The sequence below is a fragment of the Lysinibacillus sp. FSL L8-0126 genome (genome assembly GCF_038630385.1).
In the GTDB taxonomy this organism is placed as follows: Bacteria; Bacillota; Bacilli; order Bacillales_A; family Planococcaceae; genus Lysinibacillus; species Lysinibacillus fusiformis_D.
The window spans coordinates 4,003,273-4,026,382 of sequence record NZ_CP152028.1 but is presented as its reverse complement, the minus strand read 5'-3'; the positions used below and the strand labels follow the sequence as shown (position 1 = coordinate 4,026,382).

Genomic DNA, 23,110 nt, shown 5'->3' with positions numbered 1-23,110 from the left:
CTAACGGGGCTAGTTGAACAAGATTTAAACAACTTTAAAGAGCCTTCTTAATAATATAATTTTTGTATTTTTTGATTAGAAATAACTTTATTATCACTTTACAGAAAGCAATTAAAGTGATGCTCAGTGTGACATGAGGAAAACCTAGTATTCTATGCATCCATTTTACATGGAATTATTTTGAAATAATTAGTATTTTTTAGCATAAATTGACTTTGGACATACAATACTTTACAATGATTAGCTAAGGAATAGAGAATTTTCGCAAATTTCCTTACCAACTGAATAGCGTGTAGTAATAGGTGTAAATTGCGTGCAATTTGCTTAAAAGGGAAGTCGGTGCGAATCCGACACTGTCCCGCAACTGTAAATGTGAGCGACTTTTCAGCAACCACTGTCAAATGATGGGAAGGAGAAAAGTGGCAATGACCATGAGTCAGGATACCTGCCTATTACGAGTACACACCAGTAACCTACGAGGAATAGGAGGTGGCATGTTGACAAAACAGAATGCTCTGTTCGTCACGGTACGTCAAACGCCCAAAGTAAATGAAGGGGTTCGCAATCGGGCTCATTTACACATACTTAGGGTTTGTTTGGCATTGGGTGATGAACGAAGATAAGCGAAGGATTTCCTCAAAAATGGTAGGAAATCCTTTTTGTTTTGACATTATGTACGTAAAGGGGATGCATGTATGACTTCTTTAGATATGACCATTTGTAAGCAGCCACGCACAGAAGTTGCCAAGAAAGCGAAAACAAGAATGGCGGTCGAATCATTGATTGACCAATTATTAGCAACGAAGCTGATCCGCAATGATCGCTTCTTTGAGCAAATTTTATATAATAAAGAAATTATTTGGATACAAAATGGGGATGTGGACGGGCATCTTTTCGCGAAGGCAGCGGTAACCGATCAACTGAAAACGAAGACCAATAGCTTTATGATGTATATGCCGACTAACCCGATTGTCTATGAGGTTAACGGGGAGTCATACCATTTAATTACACGCATTGATTCCACACGTGCCAAGCCCAACCTTGACCGCCTGTCACTGGAGCCAAAGCCTGTTTTAAGTGCAGCGCGTGTCAATGATGTATTATGCTCGATTGTGATGCGTTTTTATGAAACATATATCCACGATTTAGCGCCTCAACATGATAAGTTAATAGCCTTTGTGCAGCAGGAATATGCCCAATTTATTGAAGCGGTTCAGGCATTAAATGATTACCATTTCAACTGGCATCCACGTGGCAACGGTCACGAGCTATTGCTGCAATTAATTGATCAACTGCAAATTTTAAAAAGTTATCCTGGTAAAGTGCTAGTTGATTTCACAAACACGCATGACTACGTGATTGTCGAGCCTGCATACCTTGTGCACAGTCCTACAAAGAAAGCAGTAGGTGCATTATAAACTCAAGCCCTCCATCAAACGGAGGGCTTGTTTTTATTTATTTGAAGGGAGGGGGTAAATACTCTCGTTCGAGCAGCGAATACTCGCGGAAGCAGATGAAATACTCTCGTTCGAGCAAGGAATACTCGCGGAAGGAGATGAAATACTCTCGCTCAAGCAGCGAATACTCGCGGAAGGAGATGAAATACTCTCGTTCGAGCAAGGAATACTCGCGGAAGGAGATGAAATACTCTCGCTCAAGCAGCGAATACTCGCGGAAGGAGATGAAATACTCTCGTTCGAGCAACGAATACTCGCGGAAGGAGATGAAATACTCTCGTTCGAGCAGCGAATACTCGCGGAAGCAGATGAAATACTCTCGTTCGAGCAGCGAATACTCGCGGAAACAGATGAAATACTCTCGCTCCAGCAAGGAATACTCGCGCAAACAGGGTAAATATTCTCGCTCAAAGCAAGTAAACACCCGCGCAAGCAAACGGCTTCGCGCGGGCAGGATCACCTACTTACAGACAATGCATGGCTGCTTGTGCTTCGTGCCAAGGAACAGAATATCCTTTGCCCTTCGCACAAAAGATGCTGGAGGAGCTGTATTCTGGGTCGGCATTTTTATCGTAGCCAATGTGCGAAATAATTTCCTCTGCATTATGGCATACATCATAGCCATCAAATTGGAGTGTGAGTGCGCCCTTACCATTGGTATAGGCCGCAAAGGTTGTGCTATAGCTCATTAGGGTGGCGACGGGCGCTCGTCCCGTTAGCACAACATCTGTTTCGGATAAGATGGGGTCATCGAATGTACCAGCAGCTTGCTGTATGTCGCTCATCATGCGGCCGATAAAGTCGTTCGAAGCCTTCATTTTAAAGCGATAATAAGGTTCAAGCAGGATGTTCTGTGCTTGCTCAAGTCCTTGACGTAGCGCACGGAAACTAGCTTCTCGGAAATCGCCGCCCGATGTATGTTCATTATGTCCGCGACCTGTTAGCAGTGTAAAATGAACATCTGTCAGAGGGAAGCCTGTGAGTAAGCCATGGTGATCACGCTCAAACAGGTGCTTTTCAACAAGGCGTTGGTTGCCTACCGATAAATGATCCGCATGGCAGGCATTGCTAAATGTATTACCTATTCCTCGCGGATTGGGCTCCATTAGTAAATGAACTTCTGCATAATGCTTGAGGGGCTCAAAATGACCATAGCCTGTCACCGTCGTCACAATGGTTTCCATATATAAAATTTGGGGCTCGCCAAAGGAGACCGTTAATGAAAAACGCTTCATTAACACTTCTATCAGTACCTCCAACTGAATAACGCCCATAATGTGCACATGGATTTCCTGGAACTTTTCCTGCCAAACCACACGTAAGGAAGGCTCTTCTGCTTCTAGTAAACGGAAAATTTGTAACACTTCCTTGATATGCTGATGGCCCTCATATTGAACCTTTGCCTGTAGCGTTGGGACAAGCTCATAGGGCTGTGACAGCATAGTAGTGCCGATGCGGTCTCCAATATTGGCCTGACTAAGTCCTTTAACAGCAAAAATCTCTCCCGCTTCAACCTTTTGGACGGTATCAAAGCGACTGCCATTATAGAGGCGAATTTCAGTCACTTTTTCTGTCACTTCTTCAAACGAAAATTCATCCCGAACATGTAAAACGCCCTTGATAGCCTTCATAAATGTTAAACGCTGGTGGCCGTCATGACGAATTTTAAAAACCTCCCCCTCAAACGGTGCATTCACTTCAAAATGGGTGTCTGTTAATAGAGGGAGCTGGGCAAGCAATTCCTTGATGCCCTCATCCTTTAGGGCAGACCCTGTAAAGCAGAGGAAGGCACATTCCTTTTGAATCATGGTCTGTAGCTGAGTAAGACATTGCTCATGCTCCAATGACTCATTCAAAAAGGCATCGAGCAGCTCTTCATTACGCTCAGCCAACCATTCCATGATGCCGCTTGAAACATAATCAGTACGAAGCGGTTCATCGACGAACAGCACCTGCTGGGAACAATCCTTGCGGAGCTGTGTCATAACGGCCTCCACATTGGCTCCTTCGCGATCAATTTTATTGATAAAGAAGAATGTTGGGACATGGTATTTACGTAAAAGCTGCCACACGGTTTCCGTATGACCCTGTACGCCCTCGACCGCACTAATGATAACAATGGCATAATCCATCACACGAATGGCGCGCTCCATCTCAGGGGAGAAGTCGACATGCCCTGGTGTATCAATCAACGTGTATGTATCGTCGCCTATGTTCATGCGACCTTGCTCGGCAAAAATGGTAATACCACGCTTGCGCTCTAGCTCATGATGATCGAGAAAGGTATCCTGATGATCCACTCGACCACGAGCTTGAATGCTTTGTGTATGAAAAAGTACTTGCTCAGAGAAGGTTGTTTTACCTGCATCCACATGCGCAAGTACACCAATTGTTTTGTACATAACATATCCTCGTTTCTATCTATAGCTATCTTTTCATTGTAACAGAATACTAGCCTATATATTTCTTGTAAAATAGTTCGTATTTTTGTCGAAATAGTGCTAATATAATGATGATTATATATTTAGCAATATACTACTGATTGAGCTACAAATTTTCTTCTGCTAGTCTATCAATGGTATTAACCATTATAGAACGTATTGGTGCAAATGGCATTTGTCATTTGCTTAAAAGGGAAATCGGTGCAATTCCGATGCTGTCCCGCAACTGTAAATGGGGAGTCTGTACAGCATGCCACTGTAGTTTAACTATGGGAAGGCGTATAGATGATGAACCTAAGCCAGGATACCTGCCAGTATGTGTTTTTTGACTAAGAACCACGAGGATGGGGATAGTGATAAAGGTAATGTACCGTTTTTTCACTATGCTACTCTCTTGGCGACAAGAGGGTTTTTTTATGCCCTTCCCACGAATCCTGGTAGCAAAGAAGTCTTTGATTTCTTTCTATAGATGAACAACAAAGGAGAAAAGGACATGAAGAAATGGGAAAGTTTATGGCTGGTGATGGTCATTGCCTTGGTCGCTGTTTTAGGGGCTTGTAATGCAAAGGACAAACCTGAATCAGCAGCGCAAGATGAGAAGGTTGAGCCATCTGAGGCAGCAACGGAAGTAACCATTGACAATAATGAAACAACTCAAACATATAAGGAAGCACCTACAAAAGCGATTAGTTTAAATCAGCATGTGACAGAGATTATGCTAGCGCTAGGCTTAGAGGATTCCATGGTAGGCACAGCTTACTTAGATGATAAAATCTACGAGCCCCTACAAGAAGCATACGATAAAGTGCCTGTGCTTTCTGATCAATACCCAACGAAGGAGCAAGTAATTGATGCCGAGGCTGATTTCTTATATGCAGGCTGGAAGAGTGGCTTTGGTGAAAAGGGTGTTGGAACACCGGAAGAGCTTGAGGAGTTAGGCATTCATACGTATTTACATACGGCTTCCAATATGACAAAGCCAACACTAGAGGATATTTTCACTGATATTCGTAATATCGCAAAAATTTTCCGTATTGAGGATCGTGGAGAAGCCTTAATTGAGCAAATGACGCAAGATGTGGAGGCAATTCAAGCTAAATTACCAAAAGATAGTGAGAAATTACGTGTTCTCGTATTTGATAGCGGTGAAAAGGATGTCTTTACAGCTGGTCAAAACTTTATGAATGAACTAGTGTCAATCGCTGGTGGTCAAAATATTTTTGGTGATGTGGAATCAGGCTGGACAACCGTGTCGAAGGAAGATGCGGTAGACCGTAATCCCGAGGTAGTTGTCGTGATCGATTATGGTGAAACAACGGCCGAACAAAAGATTCAATTCTTAAAAAATGATCCAGCATTAAAGGAGATGGAAGCTGTTAAAAATGATCGCTTTGTCATCCTGCCACTGTCAGCTGCGTCTGAAGGCGTTCGTGCGGCAGAGGCTATTGAAATTTTAGCGAAGGGCTTCTATCCTGATAACTTTTAAAATTCCGAGCTAGCATTGTGCTAGCTCCTTTTTCATAAGGAGCGATATCAATGAATGCATTTCAGAAAAACGTACCAGATCAAACATTTGAAACACTTAATCGTCATGGCGAATTTACACGCTTAGCTGTCAGCCCGGGTATTATTAATAAGCATTATACGCCTGCACAATTTCAAAAAATAGCAGAGATTGCTGGCGAAAAGGGGGCGATTAAGTATTCGGCCTCCTATAGTATTTTAGTGTCCATTCCAACGAGTGCCGTGACAGAGGCTATGCAAGCCTTACGAGAAGTGGGTCTTTATGTTGCACCATCAGGACCCATCATCGCGATGAAGGCCTGTGATTTTTGTGATGGTGAAAAGATGGAGGCTGCTCCGATAACCGAACAGCTTTATCATGCTTTAGAGGGGATCGAGGTACCTGCAAGAGTACGTGTTAACATCAATGGCTGTGCGTCAGCCTGCTACAATGCAGTCTATGATGATATTGGACTCGTTTATCAGCAGGAGAGCTTTGATGTTTATTTAGGCGCTGTACCGATGGGGGCAAAGGCGCAGGCGGGCACGTTATTTGCGAAAAAGGTAGGTGTCGAGCACATTGAAGATTTTTTGCTACAAATGATGAACCTTTATAAGGAACATGCTCGTCCGAATGAACCCTTTTTTAAATTTTATCGCAGAACAAAATCAACCGAATATTGGGAATTAGTAAAAAAATCAATTAACTAGCAGGAATATTACTTAGGGTGTCGAAGTATTGTAGTAGAGTACAGAAAATGACAATACAAAGGAGCAAGAACATGACATCGAAACAAGGGATTCAACCAGAAGATCTTTACCACTTGAAATCAGTAGCCGATCCACAGCTCTCACCTGACGGGACTGAGGTAGTTTATGTTGAGACACGTGTTGATGAGAAGAAAAAAGATTATGTCTCGAATTTGTTTTACATAAACCTGAAGAACAAAACACCACAGCAATGGACATTTGGGGAGGATAGAATAAGTTCTCCTATATGGTCACCTGATGGTAGTCAAGTTGCGTTTTTATCCACTAGAACAGGCAAGTCGCAAATTTATGTTCTTTCAAAAGCAGGCGGAGAGGCAAAGCAGGTGACATATTGTAAAAATGGTGTGACATCACCTGTGTGGTCACCATGCGGCAAGAAAATGGCCTTTTCTATCAAGCTAGGTAAAGATGAAACGATTTTGGATAAGGTAACGGATGAAAAGAAAGAAGAAAAAGAACTAAAGCCTCTAGAAATAGACAAGATGAAACATAAATCGGATGCTGCAGGTTTTTTGGATATGGAGCAGTTTAGTCAAATTGCGATCGTCCATTTAGAATCGGGCGAGTTAGAGCAAGTGACGAAAGGAAACAATCATGTCCATCTTGGTACATGGTCACCTGATGGTCAATATATGACGTACTTAGCTGATGTAGCAGAGGATACAGATTTTTCATTTAAGAGCGATATCTATTTATTAGATGTAGAAACAAAGCAAGCGCGTCCGTTAACAGAGGGAACAGGTATGTATTACCAAACGTCATGGTCTCCAAACAGTCGCTTCATCTCTTTCATAGGTAGTGAAAGAGAATTTGAAAATGCTACACAAGCAAAGCTATGGCTCTATGATTTGCAACAAAATCTGCTGACATGTGTAACAAGTGAATTTGACGCCCCTATTGGGGATTTTGCAATCGGCGATTTTCTTCAAGGTGTGGTGTCACCACGTGTTCAATGGTTGAATGATAATCATAGCTTCTACTTCCAAGTAACAGATCACGGTAATGCTGCGATTTATTTCGGAAATATAGATGGTGAAATCTATCCAGCTATTCACGATGATCAATATGTCTATGGTTTTTCACTTGATGCACAACATGATCAAGCAGTCGTAGCCATTAGTACAACGACGAATCCTGGCGATTTATTTTTCGTCAACCTAAAAACGGGTGAAAAAGAACAGCTGACGTCCATCAATGAAGAATTTTTAAAGACGAGAGCATTAGCTGTTCCAGAAGCCATTGAATTTGAGGGAGCAGAGGGCTGGAAGGTAAATGGTTGGATCATGAAGCCAGTTGGTTATGAGGAAGGGAAAAAATATCCTCTAGTGCTTGAAATTCATGGCGGGCCACATGCGATGTATGCCAATACTTATTTTAATGAGTTCCAAATTCTAGCTGCACAAGGATTTGCGGTGCTATATACGAACCCACGTGGCAGTCATGGCTATGGTCAAACGTTTGTTGATGCAGTGCGTGGTGATTATGGTGGCAATGATTATGAGGATCTAATGGCGGCTGTGGACTATGTGCTGGAGCACTATGATTTTATTGATGCAGACCGTCTTGGAGTGACAGGTGGGAGCTATGGCGGCTTTATGACCAACTGGATTGTTGGCCAGACGAATCGCTTTAAAGCAGCTGTGACGCAGCGCTCTATTTCGAACTGGATTAGCTTTTACGGTGTCAGTGATATTGGGTATTACTTTACAGATTGGCAAATTCTTGCGGGACTTGACGATATCGAAAAGCTTTGGCATCATTCACCGCTGAAATATGTCAATAATATCGAAACACCATTGCTCATTTTACACGCTGAAAAAGACTATCGCTGTCCAATTGAGCAGGCGGAGCAATTATTTATCGCCTTAAAGCATCGAAAAAAAGAAACAAAATTCGTGCGCTTCCCTGAGTCCAATCATGAACTGTCAAGGAGCGGAAAACCAACTTTAAGAATCAATCGACTTGAATATATTCGCGATTGGTTTGTGAACTATCTATAAGTAGTATTCAGGGGTGACTTAAGAAATGAATTTCTTAGGTCACTTTTTTATATAAAAAGACAGAATCATAAAGAAATGATTCTGTCTTGAATTCCTGTTAATCCATTTTTTGAATAAAGACGACCTTCAAATAATTAAATTCAGGGTATTCACGTGAAACACGGAAATCCTTTGGTAAACCGTATTCCTCTACAATTTTATAGCGTGTACGAGTTTCTTTAAATGCTTGGTCAATAAAGCCTTTAAACTTTTTCATCCCAAAGCTAGCATTATTTGTGGAAGCGACAATGATGCCATTTTTAGCGGTAATAGCAATGGCATCCTTCAGTAATTTAGGGTAGTCCTTTGCTGTTGAAAATGTCATTTGCTTCGTACGGGCAAAGCTAGGTGGGTCTAATACAACAAGATCAAATTGTAAGGCGTGACGCTGCGCATATTTAAAATAATGGAAAACGTCCATTACTTTAATATCCTGTGCTTCATAATCAATTTGATTCACACTGAATTGCTCAATGGTTTTGGCAAGACTGCGTTTAGCTACATCCACACTTGTTGTTTTCATGGCGCCTCCTAGAGCAGCTGCCACTGAAAATGCTCCTGTATAGGAGAATGTATTGAGCATGTTTGTATGGTTTGCATAACGCTCACGAATAGCCAAACGTACCTCGCGTTGATCTAGGAAAATCCCCGTCATCGCTCCGTCGTTTAAATGAACTGCGTATGTCATACCATTTTCCTTCACCATGATTGGAAATTCACCAGGCGTGCCCGTCACAAAATCATCCTGTTCAATATACTGCCCTTTGCTATCAAAGCGTTTTTTCTCATAAATAGCTTGGTAGTTCACCGTCTCAGCAAGCGCCTCATATACGACATCTTTCAAGGAGTAAATGCCCTCACTATACCAGCTCACCATGTAGTAGCCATTAAAAAAGTCAATCGTGAGACCGCCGATGCCATCTCCTTCACCATTAAATACACGAAAGGCTGTTGTGTTTTCATTGTTGAAAAATGCTGCACGATTGTCGATGGCTTTTTTGAATTTTTTCATGAAAAAAGTCTTATCGATGGTTTCGTTCACGTCAGTTGTTAGCACCCAGCCAATCCCTTTATTTTGAATACCGTAGTATCCTGTACCAATAAAACGATTATGGTGATCCATGAGCTTGAGAAGCGTACCTTGCTCAGCAGGTAGGCGTCTTGCATCGACCGCATCCTTTGAAATAAGGGGATAGCCTTTTTTTAATTGCTCAGAATAGGGCAGTTGTATTTGTAATGTCATTGTTTGTGTCATCATGTCATCCTTTAAAAAACGTTTTGCTCTATTATCGCACTGTTTGAGCTGGATAGCCAAACTTATTTCAAGAATTCAACAATTTTTGCCACCGTTTCGTTTGTGGCATCTTCAAAATAATTCATTTTACTGAAATAACTATGAATTAAACCTGGCATTGTGACATGTTCTACTGCAACGCCACCAGCTTTTAGTTTTTCTGCATAGCTTAGTCCTTCATCATAGAGAACATCGGCCTCAGCAGCTATGATGATTGTTTTAGGCATGTTACGAACATTCTCTAGCTGAAGAGGGGACACGAGCGGGTTTGTAAAGTTTGCTTCATCTGTATAATGCTGAGAGAACCACTGCATGCCCTGTGCATCTAAGCCGTAGTTTTCACCAAAAAGCTGATAGGATTCCGTTGTAAAGTCGACATTTGTCACGGGATAGATTAGTGCTTGAGCTTGTAACGCTGGACCACCCAATGTAGTAGTTAAGTAAGCAACAACGGTAGCTAAATTTCCACCTGCACTGTCCCCAGCAACAGTTAAGCGATTGACATCTCCACCAAAGGCTTTGATATGCTCAGACACCCATACTAAGCTATCGTAGGCATCATATAAGGGAGTTGGGAAGGGGTATTCTGGTGCTAAACGATAGTCTACTGATACGACAATCGCCTGTGCTTGGTCTGCTAATAGCTGACAGCCTGCATCGACAGACTCTAAATTGCCGTAAACCCAGCCACCACCATGGTAATAAACAATGACAGGTAATGTTTTGTCAAGGACAGGCGTATAGAGACGAAGTGTAATGGCAGCTCCATCTCGCACCGTAATATTGTAATCCTTGATGGATGCTAGCTTTGGTCTGTGTGGTGATTGCCAAAGCGTAGCTGTGCGCATTGTTCTTGCTTCCTGTGGGGTAACTTGGTAATAAGGTGTGCCCGTATGCTGGGCTTCAATATAATGAACAGCTTCTTTTCTTAAAGTAGTCATCTTCATCATTCCTTTATCGTGACGTTGGATATCTCTATTATAAACTATTCATATAATTTTACTAGGATTTAATTTTATAAAAAGAAAATTCATTCATAAATGAGGTGAAATACGCTCATTATGTTTATAATAAAAAAGATGAAAGTATTTGGAGGGACAGTATGATTTCTTTAATTGTGGCACATGATGACAACCATGTCATTGGTTATAACAACGGGATGCCTTGGCATTTACCAGGAGATTTGCAGTATTTTAAAGAGAAAACAATGGGTAAGCCGATGATAATGGGACGTAAAACATTCGAATCCATTGGTCGTCCACTTCCAGGGCGTCGCAACATTGTCATTACGCGCGATGAGAACTACCAAGCGGATGGTATTGAAATCGTGACAAGCTTAGAGGAAGCATTAGCACAAGCTGGAGATGTACCTGAAATCATGATTATTGGTGGTGAGCAAATTTTCCGTTTAGTAATGGAGAAGGCAGATCGTTTATATATTACAAAAATTAATCATGCCTTCCAAGGAGATACCTATTTCCCAAGCTATGAGCAGGATTTTATTGAAATATCATCAGAAAAGCCTGAAACAGCACCAGAAGGCTATACATTCCAATATCAAATTTTTGAACGTAAATAGTGGTGAGACAAGCGCGGTTTTAGTAGACCGTGCTTATTCTGTGTTTAGGGGAGATTCGATGGGAAAAATAACATTATTGAGTGGAGAAATGGCTCATGTTGATTGTTTGAGCTGTGCAATCACAAGTGGACAAATTGAACCCAATGGAGGTGTTGTCGTTGAAACGGATTATTTTCACGCTCACCAGGATGTAGCGTACCCCATAAAGGGATTAGTCATTTTAGCTTCAAAACGTCATATTCATGGCTTCGATGAATTAAAAGAACATGAAAAAATGGACTATATTAACCTCTTAACAACAATTAGAAAGGCTCAAAGGGAAGTATTAGGTATAGAATATGTTTATTACTTTTACAATGAAGATACGACACACCACTTTCATACTTGGATGGTGCCTCGCTATGAGTGGATGAATGGATTTGGGCGTTCTGTTGAATCCCTAAGACCAATTTTACTGCATGCTAGGCATAAATTGAATGATGAAGAGAATGACAAAGAGGTAAAGGAAGCCATTGCGCTTTTACGAGAATCCATAAAAAAACGCTCCTTATGAAGGGAGCCTTTTTTTATAAATAGAAATAGACACAAGCATACATAGAAGCACAGCCCGCCAGTACAAAAAGGTGCCAAATCGCATGGTTGTAGGGTAGGGAGCGCCATGCATAAAACATTGCTCCAATGGTATAGAATAGCCCACCTGCTAGCAGCAAAGCAAAGCCATAAAAACCTAAGTAGAGATAAACGGGCTTAATGGCGAAAATAATTAACCAGCCCATACCAATATAAAAAATCAAGGAAAGTACTTCGAAACGATTAATAAAGAAACATTTAAACAGTACACCGAGTACAGCGAGTGACCAAATAATACATAATAATGTCAAGCCTAGTGTGCCACCAACAGCAATTAATAAAAACGGCGTATAGGTGCCGGCAATTAAAATATAAATGGACGAGTGGTCCAAAATAGCAAAAAAGTGTTTATATTTTCCTGGCATACTGTGTAGCAATGTAGACATTAAAAACAAAATGATGACAGACGCACCAAAAATGCTAAAGGTTGTAATATGTAGTGCATTTCCTGTTTGGACGGCTGCTAACAATAAGACAACCAGTGCCGGAATACTAACAACGAAACCAATACCGTGTGTAATGGCATTCCATAGCTCTTCTTTCCATGATTTATAGTCAAATGAATCCACCATTTGAAACACTCCTTTCGTTCATGTATTTACTATACCCCAATAATTTATTCTTGAACATTTACATTTGTCATATATTTCATATCAAAAATGTCATAAGGCTGTCATATTCTTTGAGGGGCATTGATAGACAAGAGGTGGGCGAAAACGCTATAGTATCCAAGGTAGCGTTTACATGCAAGTTAGGACAGGGCATTACCTAATGACAAATGTCATGTTTACATAATGATTCATTAGTCTATATAATAAATTTTAATGAAGTAAAAGGATGTGTCGAAGTGGGACGAATTCATATAATAACGGACTCAACTTGTGATTTAACAAAAGAAGAAGTAGCACAACATGGCATACATATCGTGCCTTTAACGATTCAAATTGATGGTCAAACATATACAGATGGTGTGGATTTAGAGCCGCAGTCTTTTTTAGGCTTAATGAAAAATGCGAAAAATTTACCGAAAAGTTCACAGCCAGCTCCAGGGAAATTTAAAGAATTATATGATGAGCTTGGAAAAGATGGGGATCGAATTATCTCCATCCATATGACAGGTGGTATGAGCGGAACAGTGGAATCGGCACGCCAAGCGGCACAAATGACAGACGCTGATGTAACAGTCATCGACTCACGCTTTATAGCGATTGGTCTCGCTATTCAACTACGTGAAGCCATCCGCATGCGTGATGAGGGCGCAACCGTAGAGGAAATTGTGGCACGTCTGGACAAAGTACGTGACAATACCTACCTATATGTTATTGTAGATACGCTTGAAAACCTAATTAAAGGTGGTCGAATTGGTAAAGGAAAGGGCTTTATCGGTTCACTTCTAAACATCAAAGTCATTGCCAACCTTGAAGGCGGCGTTTACAACCCTGTATCAAAAGTACGTAGCCATAAGCAGGTAGTCAATTACTTATTTAAACAATTTCAAGAAGACACAGCTGGAAAAACAGTCAAGGCAGTGGGCATTTCCCATGCAGATGGCCTATTAACGATGGGCAATCCATTAAAAGCCTTAATCGAAGAGACGGGTTTTAACGATGTAGAAATTGCATTCACATCCCCAATCATCTCGACACACACAGGCCCAGGAGCCATCGGTTTTATTTATTTTGCAGAATAATAGTGAGGAGCTACTACATAAGTAATTGTAGTGGCTTTTTTTCATGCTTAGATCATATTGGACACATTCGAGAGATGAGCGTTTTGTACGACTGCACTCTAAATAAGAGCGCTTTACCGCTAAAGAAGAGTAGCTTCGCATTTGCCTCAAGGCTGAGCGGCTTCGAATGAGGCATGGGCGCATTTGCCTCAAAGCTGAACGTCTTGGAATCAGATGAGGGTACTGCCATCAAAGGTGAGCGACTTTACTCGAAATAAAACACTTCACCACCAATCATGAACAAACACTAGCTATTCCTATTATAAAGCCACATTACCCAGTGAAGAAACTTGGCAGGAGCACAAAATTATGGAGAACTAAGGGTTAGTCACTTTTCATTGCGGCATGAACTATTCTATAATAGAAGTAATAGAAAGGGATGGAAGGTGGTCAAATGGACATTTGGCGATTTATGTTGTCGTGTTTGACCGTCTTAGTACTAAGTGGTTGTGCAATATCAATCGATGAACCGAATCCGCAAGCAGAACCTGACGGTGAGCAAGCAGGGACGGAGCAAGATATGACGCAGGATGAGCAACAAACAGAGGATGAGGAAAAACCCTCTAAGAATATGTTGACACAAATATTTGAACATTTTTTTGAGCCATCAGCAGAGGATTTATCGCAAATTGATGAAGAACAAGCAAAGCAACTACATTACTTGGCACTTGGAGATTCGTTAACAGATGGTGTCGGTGATGAGTATAGTCAAGACGGTTATGTTGGAAGATTAGCAGATTCATTGCTCGCATGGCCCTCGATTTCAGATGTAGATGTAGATAATCGAGGCAAACGAGGTAGACGCAGTGATCAACTACTAAAATTAGTGAAAAAAGGGCATTATGATGAAGAGTTGCAAGAAGCACAGCTAATTTCCTTAACAATGGGTGGCAATGATGTCATGAAGGTCGTCAAGCAGGATTTATTTAACTTGAAGCGGGACGCTTTTGATAAGGAGCTGCGAGCATATAAAGAACGTTACAGCAAAATCGTAGAAGGCATTCGTGCAAAAAATCCGACAGTGCCCATACTACTCATTGGTTTTTATAATCCATTTTCAATTGTAACCAATGAGGCGAATGAATTTGATACAATTATCACAGAATGGAATAATGTGATTGAAGAAGTAGCAAGCAAGGATTCCAATGCTTGCTATGTATCAGTAGAAGATTTATTTGATTCAAATGAAGAGCTCGTCTATCATACAGATTTTTTCCACCCGAACGCAAAGGGATATGAAAAAATGACAGAGCGTATATTAGCAGCAATGGAGCAGTGTGGTATGGAAAAAAAGATTAACAAGGCAATAGGCTTCGAGGAGTGACAAAATGAATAAATGGAAAGTCGCGTTTTTCGCCTTAGCAGGCACAGTGCTTTTTGCAATCCTCCTCGTCGTTTTTTTAGCAACTAGACCAGTGGATGGCGTCAACGTTGCGAAGAGTTCAGCAGGTGAAAGTGAAAGCAAAGGGAATGTACTCGTTGTGCAAACAACAACAAAGGAATTAGAATCGATATCGAAAAAGTATTTAAAGGATGCAGCGAAGGGCTCACCTTTACCGCTTGATTTTACAATTGGTAATGATATTCAATTACGAAGCACCCTAACGGCATTTTATACGGAAGTTCCGATTTCCATGAATTTTGAACCGATTGTAGATGACAAAGGCAATATTATTTTAAAGCAGACGAGAATGAATGTTGGACTACTGAAAATTCCACCAGAAACGACTATGAAAATTATGCGCGATTCGGTGGAATTTCCTTCATGGATTACGGTGCATCCGAATGAAGCGGAAATTTATATCGATTTATCCCGCATCAACATCGCTTCAGGATCACGTGTCCGTGCCAAAGAATTAGACTTACCAAATGATAAAATTCTATTGGAAATTATTGTTCCTGGTGAATAAGGAGTGAAAACAATGGCAAAGCAATACGCAACCTTTGCAGGGGGCTGTTTTTGGTGCATGGTCAAGCCCTTTGACGAAACACCTGGCATTGTCTCAGTGCTATCAGGCTATACAGGTGGACATGTTGTCAATCCTACCTATGAACAGGTATGCTCTGAAACGACAGGTCATGTAGAAGCTGTACAAATCGTTTTTGATGATGAATTATATAGCTACGAGCAATTACTAGCGATTTTTTGGACATTGATTGATCCAACTGATGCAGGGGGTCAATTTTTTGACCGTGGAGAGTCTTACACAACGGCCATTTTCTATCATGATGAGGAACAACGTGAGTTAGCAGAACGCTCGAAGGCAGATTTAGCAGCGTCTGGGAAATTTGATAAACCAATCATGGTAAAAATCCTGCCAGCCAGCACCTTTTATCCGGCGGAGGATTATCACCAGCATTATTATAAGAAAAATCCAATGCACTATGAGCGCTATTCGATTGGATCTGGTCGCAGAGCGTTCCAGGAGCATCACTGGGGGAATAAACATGAGTAAAGAACAACGTTTAAAAGAATTAACAGATATGCAATATTACGTCACACAGGAAAATGGCACTGAGCCCCCATTCCGCAATGAATACGATGATCATTTTGCAGAAGGCATCTATGTAGATATTGTTTCTGGGAAACCATTATTCAGCTCACTCGATAAATACAACTCAGGCTGTGGGTGGCCAGCTTTCACCAAGCCGATTGAAAAAGAGCAAGTAACCGAGCTTTTCGATACATCCCACGGCATGCGTCGTGTGGAGGTGCGCAGTAAAGAAGCGGATTCCCATCTAGGACATGTCTTCCCAGACGGTCCAAGTGAGCAAGGAGGCTTGCGCTACTGCATTAACTCAGCAGCGCTCCGATTCGTCCCCAAAGAAGATTTAGAAAAAGAAGGCTATGGCGAGTATCAATCGTTATTTAAATAATCCAATCCTAGCAAGGTAGCTCTTGCTAGGATTTTTTTGTTTTGTAACCTTAAGGTGATGAATTTACTGATGAGGAGGAACTTGCAAAGTGGAAGGATAGACTTTGCAGATTGAAGGATAGAACTCATAGATCGATGGATAGAAGCAATAAAGTGGAGGATAGCTCAGCAAAATGAGAGGAGAGTCAGCAGAGTGAAGGAGAAAACGCTCAGATCGGTGGATAGAACCAGCAAAGTAGAGGATAGAACCCATAAATCGATGGATAGAAGCAATAAAGTGGAGGATAGCCCAGCAAAATGAGGGGAGAGTCAGCAGAGTGGAGGATAGAACGCTCAGATTGGTGGATAGAACCAGCAAAGTAGAGGATAGAACTCATAGATCGATGGATAGAAGCAATAAAGTGGAGGATAGCTCAGCAAAATGAGAGGAGACTCAGCAGATTGAAGGATAAAACGCTCAGATTGATGGATAGAACCAGCAAAGTAGAGGATAGAACTCTCAAATCGATGGATAGAACCAATAAAGTGAAGGATAGCCCAGCAAAATGAAGAGAGACTCAGCAGATTGAAGGATAGAACGCTCAGATTGGTGGATAGAACCAGCAAAGTGGAGGATAGCTCAGCAAAATGAGAGGAGAATCAGTAGATTGAAGGATAAAACGCTCAGATCGATGGATAGAAGCAGCAAAGTGGAGGATAGAACTCAAAGATTGATGGATAGAATCAACAAAACGAAGGATAGCCCACCATTTCAACAGAGAATCCTTTATTTGAATGATCGAATCTTCAAATTGAAAGGATAGCTCCTCAAAATGCAGGAGGAACCAGCAAAATGCTGGATCCTCCTTCGAGTGACTTATACTTTAAATTCGCTCACTAGGTTACGTAAGCTATCTGCTTGTTGGGCGAGCTCGGTGGCTGCTGCGTTGATTTCCTGCATGGATGCGGAGCCCTGTGTTGCGGCTGCTGCTGAGGTTACCGTGTTGGCTGCTGATTGCTCGGCATAGGCATTGACATGCACGAAGTCACTTGCTACTGCATTGCTAGAGTCAAGTGTAGTCGCAATTTTATCTACCATAGCTGCGATAATCGTCGTTGTTTCCTCTGTATGCGTTAAAATATTGGCTAAGGATTGATTCGTTTCATTTGTTACTTCCACGCCTCGGATAACAGTTGTTACTCCTTCGTGATTTTGGGCAATGATTGACGTAACTTCCTGCTGGATGGACGTCACAATCGTTGTTACTTCTTTCGCTGCGCTTTGTGATTGCTCTGCAAGCTTGCGAACTTCATCTGCTACAACTGCGAAGCCTCGTCCATGTTCGCCAGCGCGTGCCGCTTCAATGGCCGCGTTTAATGCGAGAAGATTTGTTTGCTCAGAAATGGCTGTGATGGTGCCGATAATCGATGTGATGTCGGCAGATTTACGACCTAATGCTTCGACCGTGGACGTTGTGGAAGCCATCGTTTCTTCAATGGATTGCATAACAAGCGAGGATTGTTCCACAGAGCGGCTGCCTTCATCTGCTGCTTGCTGCATAGCGACAGAGGCACGATGGACGGCACTTGCTTGTTCATTTAATTGATGCACGGCATGCTCTAAGTCGCTCATCTTTTGCTGGGCACTATTCATACTTGAAATCGTATTGTCACTATCACTGGCAATATCAGCTGTGGCATCAGCAATATCCTGAATCGTTCGTGCATTTTCATCAGCTAACGACATCAGCTCCTGGCTACTGCTTGATACATGATCCGCTAATTCACTGACACGGCGAATTAAATTAGAAATTGACTCGATTAATGTATTCGTCGAGGCCGCAATGATTGAAAATTCATCACGATTACGTACTTTTACACGTCTTGTCAAATCGCCTCCTGCCTGTGCAATATCAAGGATGGAGTCATTAATAGCCTGTGTATTTCGTTTAAGTGATTTAAAGAGCATATAACCAAAAATGATGATTGCTAAAAAGCCAACAATTGACACGATAAAGAACGTAGTAATGGAAAGATTGACCTGTTGATTAAGCTTGTCTAATTTGGTTTTATTCGACTCGTCCATGACCACATTAATAGATTCAATATTGTTATCGATATGCGTTTTCATCGTTTCCCCAGTAGCACCCATCATGAGCTTACGGGCTTGTTCAAGTCCGAGTTCGTCGCGCATCGTCATGACTTTGTCTGAATAATCTAGGTAATTTTTATAATATTGCTCGATGGCCTGCATATGACTTAGCTCTACTTGTCGTTCTTGAAATTGTTCTTTTAAGGCAGACAGCTTTTTGTTAATAGTATCAATTTTCATATGATAAGAAGTAGAATAAATACCATTCCCTGTAATTAAATAGGATTGTTCTAAATTTGTTAGTCTAGCAATTTCATATGCAAGCTGATTGACAGTTAACTGCTCTTGGACGTTTTTCTTAGTAAAGTCTTCCATTTGCTGCTGCAAATTTTGTATATTGAAATAAGACAATATACCCATGATGCCGTTAATCACAATAAGCAGTGCAAACATAATAAGCACTTTGCCCCGAATTAAATGGTAAAAACGTTGTCGTTTTACTTTAATAGGAGGGGGATTGTTCCCGGGTTCCTCTTTTGTAGCAGCTTGCCTTTTCCTCAAAAAGCTAAGCATAAAGAGAGACGGGCGTTTTTTCGCTGTATTACGAGTTTTTTGAGTTTTTTTCATCGCCATCACCTTCCTATTTTTTTCAATAATCGATTTCAATTTTATCTTATTTTACTAGATATTTCTATTATTATTTCTAAAAATTTAAATTTTTCAGATAAAATACACCGTGACTAAAGTCAGTATTGTCCGAGAAAATAGTTCTAAAAGCATGAATAGGTAAAATATCTTAGTGGTGGGAATTATGACGAAAGCTATTTTTTTTGATACACTAGCGAAAAGCCAATGTTTTAAAAAGGGGAAATTGTTTCATGAAAAAAAGTTTTTATTTGTATGTATTAACATTCCGAGGAGGTGATTGGTCAGACCCTAAAGTCCGCTTTGCAGAGGAAATGTTTCAGGAGCATAATTTTCCAAAACAGAGCACAGACTTTCATGAGCTGTCCGACTATATTGAATCCTACGCTACGGAAAACTTAACAATCGAAACATTCGATACTTTATGGGCGCTTTATGAGGAATAAGCTTGCTTGTATGAAAAGATCGATGATGCCTCGGCGAATTGGCGTCCAGATTTTTCGGGCAAAAGAGTAGAAGTTATCCTAAGCGCTTCATGTTCTGAACTGCGTCGCTGAATCAAGATAAATATTTTTAGTTGCTAGACGTCTAGCATTGCGTAAATGACAGAAACACAGTATTATTTATAGTGATAACTGACAGAAAAGAGGGATTGTAGTATGAGTATTCATATTAATGCAAAAAAAGGTGAAATCGCTGACACAATTTTACTTCCAGGAGATCCATTACGTGCAAAATACATTGCAGAAACATTTTTAGAAGATGTAATTTGCTACAATGAAGTACGTAATATGTTTGGTTATACAGGTACGTATAAAGGTAAACGTATTTCTGTACAAGGAACAGGTATGGGTGTGCCATCTATTTCTATCTATGCAACAGAATTAATGCAAGAATATGATGTGCAAAAATTAATTCGTGTAGGTACTTGTGGTGCAATTCAAAAGGATGTTAAAGTGCGTGACGTCATTTTAGCGCAAGGCGCAACATCAGACACACGTATGAACCAAATCATTTGGGGTGGTGCTATCGACTTCGCACCAATCGCTGACTTTGACTTATTATTAAAAGCTTACAACGCAGGTAAAGAGGCTGGTCTTAACTTACAAGTAGGGAATATCTTCACAGCAGATTTATTCTACTCAGACGAGCACCAAAACGAAAAACTAGCACAATATGGTGTGCTAGCTGTAGAAATGGAATCAGCAGCCCTTTACACATTAGCTGCCAAATTCGGCCGTAAAGCACTTGCAGTTCTAACAGTAAGTGATCATATTATCACAGGCGAAGTAACAACTTCTGAAGAACGTCAAACAACGTTCAATGACATGATCGTGGTAGCGTTAGACGCAGCGATTCAAGACTAAGCTTACCAAGGGTTTATTGAATTGGACTAAATTTCAAAGGACTAACCTTTAAAGACTTATATGAATGGCCTATTAGGTGACTGAGTAAATCAGAGCCTAATGGGCTTTTTAAATCGAAGTGATTTGAGGAAGCATTACATAAGGACTTGTCTGTAACGACTGCTATTTTAATTTTTGGATAGGTTGAAAGTCACTTCTGATTACACTTTCATTTTTATCGCTTTACTAATTAGTAAAATTCCTAAAATACATAAACTCCCAGATAAAGCATGAAGGATTATATTCCATCCTTCACTGACATTCTGGAAATATTTGATAGATAAAGCTACACCATATAAGCATAATAATATACCCCAAATTCCTCTAAACAATTTCATATAATTCCTTCATCCTTCTTTAATTTTTAATAATGGCTATTACTTTAATTACTCTTATTTTGATTCGTACTAAAAATACTGATAAACGATACTACGCACAGCAGGAACAGTAAAAATAATCTTAACCAATCCATGGAATGCCAAAATTCTCCACCACTAACAATAGAAGGACTTGTACCATACTCATCAACATAAATACCTAAATTCCAAAATAATTTAAGCGAAATAAGTAATGAGAAAAAACTTAGTAAAAATACAGCGATTGATAAAATCGGTTTCTTCATTTTAAATCCCCTTTTGAATAAAATTATTAACTAAATACCACCTAATTTTACCATAAATAACCGTTGTATCAATAAGCTGGTGTGCTTCTTCTTTTTCAAGTGCCACAGAACAGCATTGAGCGAATCGAGATACATTAAGATGGATAATTAGTTACGTAATTTGCTCTCTGCTGTTACATTAAAACCTTGCATTAATGGCTTTATTGGATTGACACAGCAAGCGGTTTATGGACTGATATGTGAGAGAGCCTGTGCGAGCATAACAAAAGGACTTGCCATTAGCAAGTCCTGTTTAAATAATAGAAAACTCATTATTGTAGACCAAATTCTTCTTTCATGCCTAATGTACCGTTATAAAAAATTAATTGAGCAGAACCGCCACTAACTCCTTCATACCAATAGGTCTCTGTTGTAGCATTGGGTGTAGTCATATCTCCTCCAAATTCACCTATACCTAAAATGGATTCTACTTCCTCGAGAGACATTCCCTTCACAGTTGCCTTAACTGCGTTCACGATAAGATTTTGTGCTATTTCCACCCAAAATTGATTGGCTTCATCCAGTGCAGACTCTAAATAAAACTCGGATTCAAGTTCAGCAACAGCAACTTCTTCTTTATTAACAGCCTCTATTTTTTTAAAAAACCTATCAAAGAACCCCATTAATTGCACACCCTCTAATTTTATTGATAAATGATTTTAGTCATTCTGCTTATTTGCTAAATAAACATTTTGTCTATTATAGATGGTAACATAGAGGAACGTAAAATAGTATATAAATGGTAAAAACGAATGAGACTTACTACTATTCCAAAACTAGATGAGCATTCAACGTTTTAGCATTCGCTCATTACATCATGATATAGGCAACCAACTCTAGACGACCATTTGATTAAGATGGTCGTCTAGAGTCGGTTGCTTTTTCTTTAATTTGACTTGCTACTTCTTGTTCGCCAAGGGTGTCAAAAGCTAGTTGCAGATGGTGCCCGTTTTTATACCAGTAGGACCGTTAAATCCAGGGATTGTAGCAATGACCATATTGGTCACTATATCGATAACAGATACTGTATTGTCCACTTGGTTCGTGACATAGGCAAATGTTCCATCAGGCAAAATCGTCACTTGGTCAGGAGATGGTCCTACAGGAATTGTAGCAATCACCGTATTAGTAGCTATATTGATAACCGAAACCGTATTGCTACCTTTATTGACAACGTAAATAAGTGTTCCATCTGGTGTAATGGCTGTTCCTACAGGTCCTGTGCCCACAGGGATTGTAGCAACTACTGTATTGGTTACAGCATTAATGACGGATACGATGTTGCTATTTTCATTTGTCACGTAAGCAAACTGTCCACTCAATGTGAAAACAATGGATCTTGGGCGAATGCCGACAGGGATTGTAGCGACCACCGTATTCGTAGCTGTATTGATAACAGATACTGAATTTGAATTTTCGTTTGCAATATAAGCAAACGCGCCATTTGGAGTAAAAGCAATGCCTTGAGGCTGGAGCCCTACTGGGATAGTTGCGGTTACAGTATTAGTGGCTGTATTGATGACAGATACCGTGTTAGATCCATGATTGGATACATAAGCAAGTGTTCCATTCGGTGAAATGGCGACACCTAAAGGATTAACCCCTACTGGAATGGTAGCGATTGGTGTGTTTGTGACAGTACTAAAGACCGTAACATTATCCGAGAAGAGCGCTGGAACATAACCAAATGCTCCGTTTGGTGTAATCGCTACTTCGAGAGGAGCAGATCCTACGGGTATGTTTGCGACTATCGTATTTGTCGCCGTATCAATCACAGATACTCTATTATCAGGCGATACTAGCTGACCAGCGTCTGTCACATATACGAGATAGTTACAACTTGGTGGTATCGGTAAAAATGGTGGTTTACATTTACAACGACAACAAGGACAGCAACAACGACAATGACAATTTGGATTTGATTTTAGCTTGAATTTTTTTAAAGATTGATGTTTTTTCTCCACACGAACACCCTTCCTAACATATAGTGATACTATATGCGTACAGA

At 40.5% G+C, this 23,110-nt stretch carries 21 protein-coding genes, 1 pseudogene and 2 riboswitches; of the genes and pseudogenes, 13 read left to right on the top strand and 9 right to left on the bottom strand.

Annotated elements, in window-relative coordinates; translation table 11 throughout:
- Window positions 1–283: 283 nt before the first annotated feature.
- Window positions 284–468: riboswitch (cobalamin riboswitch) on the top strand.
- A gap of 227 nt (window positions 469–695) precedes the next feature.
- The gene (locus tag MHI34_RS19415; protein WP_342503823.1) at window positions 696–1,418 is read left to right on the top strand and encodes a hypothetical protein; all 723 of its coding nucleotides are present in this window, start codon (window positions 696–698) and stop codon (window positions 1,416–1,418) included.
- A 37-nt stretch (window positions 1,419–1,455) separates the two neighbouring features.
- On the opposite strand, the gene MHI34_RS19410 is transcribed toward MHI34_RS19415, so the two are convergent.
- On the bottom strand, window positions 1,456–1,830 hold the full coding sequence (locus MHI34_RS19410) for a hypothetical protein (protein ID WP_342503822.1): 375 nt from the start codon (window positions 1,828–1,830) through the stop codon (window positions 1,456–1,458).
- A 91-nt stretch (window positions 1,831–1,921) separates the two neighbouring features.
- Complete coding sequence (locus tag MHI34_RS19405) at window positions 1,922–3,859, bottom strand: translation factor GTPase family protein (protein ID WP_342503821.1); 1,938 nt, start codon at window positions 3,857–3,859, stop codon at window positions 1,922–1,924.
- A 182-nt stretch (window positions 3,860–4,041) separates the two neighbouring features.
- Window positions 4,042–4,229, top strand: a riboswitch (cobalamin riboswitch).
- 162 nt (window positions 4,230–4,391) lie between these two features.
- Between MHI34_RS19405 and MHI34_RS19400 the strand changes: the two genes are divergently transcribed.
- From MHI34_RS19400 to MHI34_RS19390, 3 genes are all read left to right on the top strand, one after another.
- Window positions 4,392–5,384 (top strand): ABC transporter substrate-binding protein, encoded by a 993-nt coding sequence (locus MHI34_RS19400; protein ID WP_342503820.1) that lies wholly within the window; start codon window positions 4,392–4,394, stop codon window positions 5,382–5,384.
- 50 nt (window positions 5,385–5,434) lie between these two features.
- On the top strand, window positions 5,435–6,112 hold the full coding sequence (locus MHI34_RS19395; protein WP_036122382.1) for a precorrin-3B methylase: 678 nt from the start codon (window positions 5,435–5,437) through the stop codon (window positions 6,110–6,112).
- A gap of 71 nt (window positions 6,113–6,183) precedes the next feature.
- Complete coding sequence (locus MHI34_RS19390) at window positions 6,184–8,172, top strand: S9 family peptidase (RefSeq protein WP_036122379.1); 1,989 nt, start codon at window positions 6,184–6,186, stop codon at window positions 8,170–8,172.
- Window positions 8,173–8,269: 97 nt separating this feature from the next.
- Here MHI34_RS19390 and MHI34_RS19385 read toward each other — a convergent pair whose 3' ends face one another.
- Together MHI34_RS19385 and MHI34_RS19380 are read right to left on the bottom strand one after the other, a co-directional pair.
- A complete protein-coding gene (locus MHI34_RS19385; protein ID WP_036126168.1) occupies window positions 8,270–9,466 on the bottom strand; it encodes a class I SAM-dependent rRNA methyltransferase in 1,197 nt (398 codons plus the stop codon).
- Between the two features lie 62 nt (window positions 9,467–9,528).
- Entirely contained in the window at window positions 9,529–10,446 is a 918-nt protein-coding gene (locus MHI34_RS19380) for an alpha/beta hydrolase (protein ID WP_036126166.1), read from the bottom strand.
- 161 nt (window positions 10,447–10,607) lie between these two features.
- Between MHI34_RS19380 and MHI34_RS19375 the strand changes: the two genes are divergently transcribed.
- Window positions 10,608–11,084 carry a dihydrofolate reductase gene (locus tag MHI34_RS19375; protein ID WP_036126163.1) on the top strand — a complete coding sequence of 159 codons (477 nt, stop codon included), beginning with the start codon at window positions 10,608–10,610 and terminating at the stop codon, window positions 11,082–11,084.
- A 58-nt stretch (window positions 11,085–11,142) separates the two neighbouring features.
- Window positions 11,143–11,637 carry a hypothetical protein gene (locus MHI34_RS19370; RefSeq protein ID WP_058843199.1) on the top strand — a complete coding sequence of 165 codons (495 nt, stop codon included), beginning with the start codon at window positions 11,143–11,145 and terminating at the stop codon, window positions 11,635–11,637.
- A gap of 13 nt (window positions 11,638–11,650) precedes the next feature.
- On the opposite strand, the gene MHI34_RS19365 is transcribed toward MHI34_RS19370, so the two are convergent.
- On the bottom strand, window positions 11,651–12,286 hold the full coding sequence (locus MHI34_RS19365; RefSeq protein WP_036126159.1) for a hemolysin III family protein: 636 nt from the start codon (window positions 12,284–12,286) through the stop codon (window positions 11,651–11,653).
- 275 nt (window positions 12,287–12,561) lie between these two features.
- On the opposite strand from MHI34_RS19365, the gene MHI34_RS19360 reads away from it, so the two are divergent.
- The 5 genes from MHI34_RS19360 to msrB all read left to right on the top strand — a co-directional run bounded on the left by MHI34_RS19360 (window position 12,562) and on the right by msrB (window position 16,320).
- Window positions 12,562–13,404 carry a DegV family protein gene (locus MHI34_RS19360; RefSeq protein ID WP_036126157.1) on the top strand — a complete coding sequence of 281 codons (843 nt, stop codon included), beginning with the start codon at window positions 12,562–12,564 and terminating at the stop codon, window positions 13,402–13,404.
- Between the two features lie 433 nt (window positions 13,405–13,837).
- Window positions 13,838–14,767, top strand: coding sequence for a GDSL-type esterase/lipase family protein (locus MHI34_RS19355; protein WP_230593921.1), 930 nt, complete (start codon window positions 13,838–13,840; stop codon window positions 14,765–14,767).
- A gap of 4 nt (window positions 14,768–14,771) precedes the next feature.
- On the top strand, window positions 14,772–15,353 hold the full coding sequence (locus MHI34_RS19350) for a YpmS family protein (protein WP_036126152.1): 582 nt from the start codon (window positions 14,772–14,774) through the stop codon (window positions 15,351–15,353).
- Window positions 15,354–15,365: 12 nt separating this feature from the next.
- Window positions 15,366–15,899 (top strand): peptide-methionine (S)-S-oxide reductase MsrA, encoded by a 534-nt coding sequence (msrA, locus tag MHI34_RS19345; protein ID WP_058843200.1) that lies wholly within the window; start codon window positions 15,366–15,368, stop codon window positions 15,897–15,899.
- Window positions 15,892–16,320, top strand: coding sequence for a peptide-methionine (R)-S-oxide reductase MsrB (gene msrB / locus MHI34_RS19340; protein ID WP_036126147.1), 429 nt, complete (start codon window positions 15,892–15,894; stop codon window positions 16,318–16,320). The genes msrA and msrB overlap by 8 nt, the downstream gene beginning before the upstream one ends.
- Before the next feature lie 855 nt (window positions 16,321–17,175).
- Here the strand turns inward: msrB and MHI34_RS19335 are convergent.
- On the bottom strand, window positions 17,176–19,017 hold the full coding sequence (locus MHI34_RS19335) for a methyl-accepting chemotaxis protein (RefSeq protein WP_342503819.1): 1,842 nt from the start codon (window positions 19,015–19,017) through the stop codon (window positions 17,176–17,178).
- Between the two features lie 251 nt (window positions 19,018–19,268).
- Between MHI34_RS19335 and MHI34_RS19330 the strand changes: the two genes are divergently transcribed.
- Window positions 19,269–19,481, top strand: a complete 213-nt coding sequence (locus tag MHI34_RS19330; protein ID WP_036126142.1) for a YozE family protein — start codon at window positions 19,269–19,271, stop codon at window positions 19,479–19,481.
- 213 nt (window positions 19,482–19,694) lie between these two features.
- Window positions 19,695–20,402 carry a purine-nucleoside phosphorylase gene (gene deoD / locus MHI34_RS19325; protein ID WP_036126140.1) on the top strand — a complete coding sequence of 236 codons (708 nt, stop codon included), beginning with the start codon at window positions 19,695–19,697 and terminating at the stop codon, window positions 20,400–20,402.
- Between the two features lie 421 nt (window positions 20,403–20,823).
- Here the strand turns inward: deoD and MHI34_RS19320 are convergent, their stop codons facing one another.
- The 3 genes and pseudogenes from MHI34_RS19320 to MHI34_RS19310 all read right to left on the bottom strand — a co-directional run.
- Window positions 20,824–21,063 carry a hypothetical protein gene (locus MHI34_RS19320; RefSeq protein WP_036126137.1) on the bottom strand — a complete coding sequence of 80 codons (240 nt, stop codon included), beginning with the start codon at window positions 21,061–21,063 and terminating at the stop codon, window positions 20,824–20,826.
- Between the two features lie 311 nt (window positions 21,064–21,374).
- On the bottom strand, window positions 21,375–21,725 hold the full coding sequence (locus MHI34_RS19315; RefSeq protein WP_271913324.1) for a hypothetical protein: 351 nt from the start codon (window positions 21,723–21,725) through the stop codon (window positions 21,375–21,377).
- 306 nt (window positions 21,726–22,031) lie between these two features.
- Window positions 22,032–22,946, bottom strand: a pseudogene (locus MHI34_RS19310) (beta-propeller fold lactonase family protein); the annotation flags it as partial.
- Window positions 22,947–23,110 lie beyond the last annotated feature (164 nt).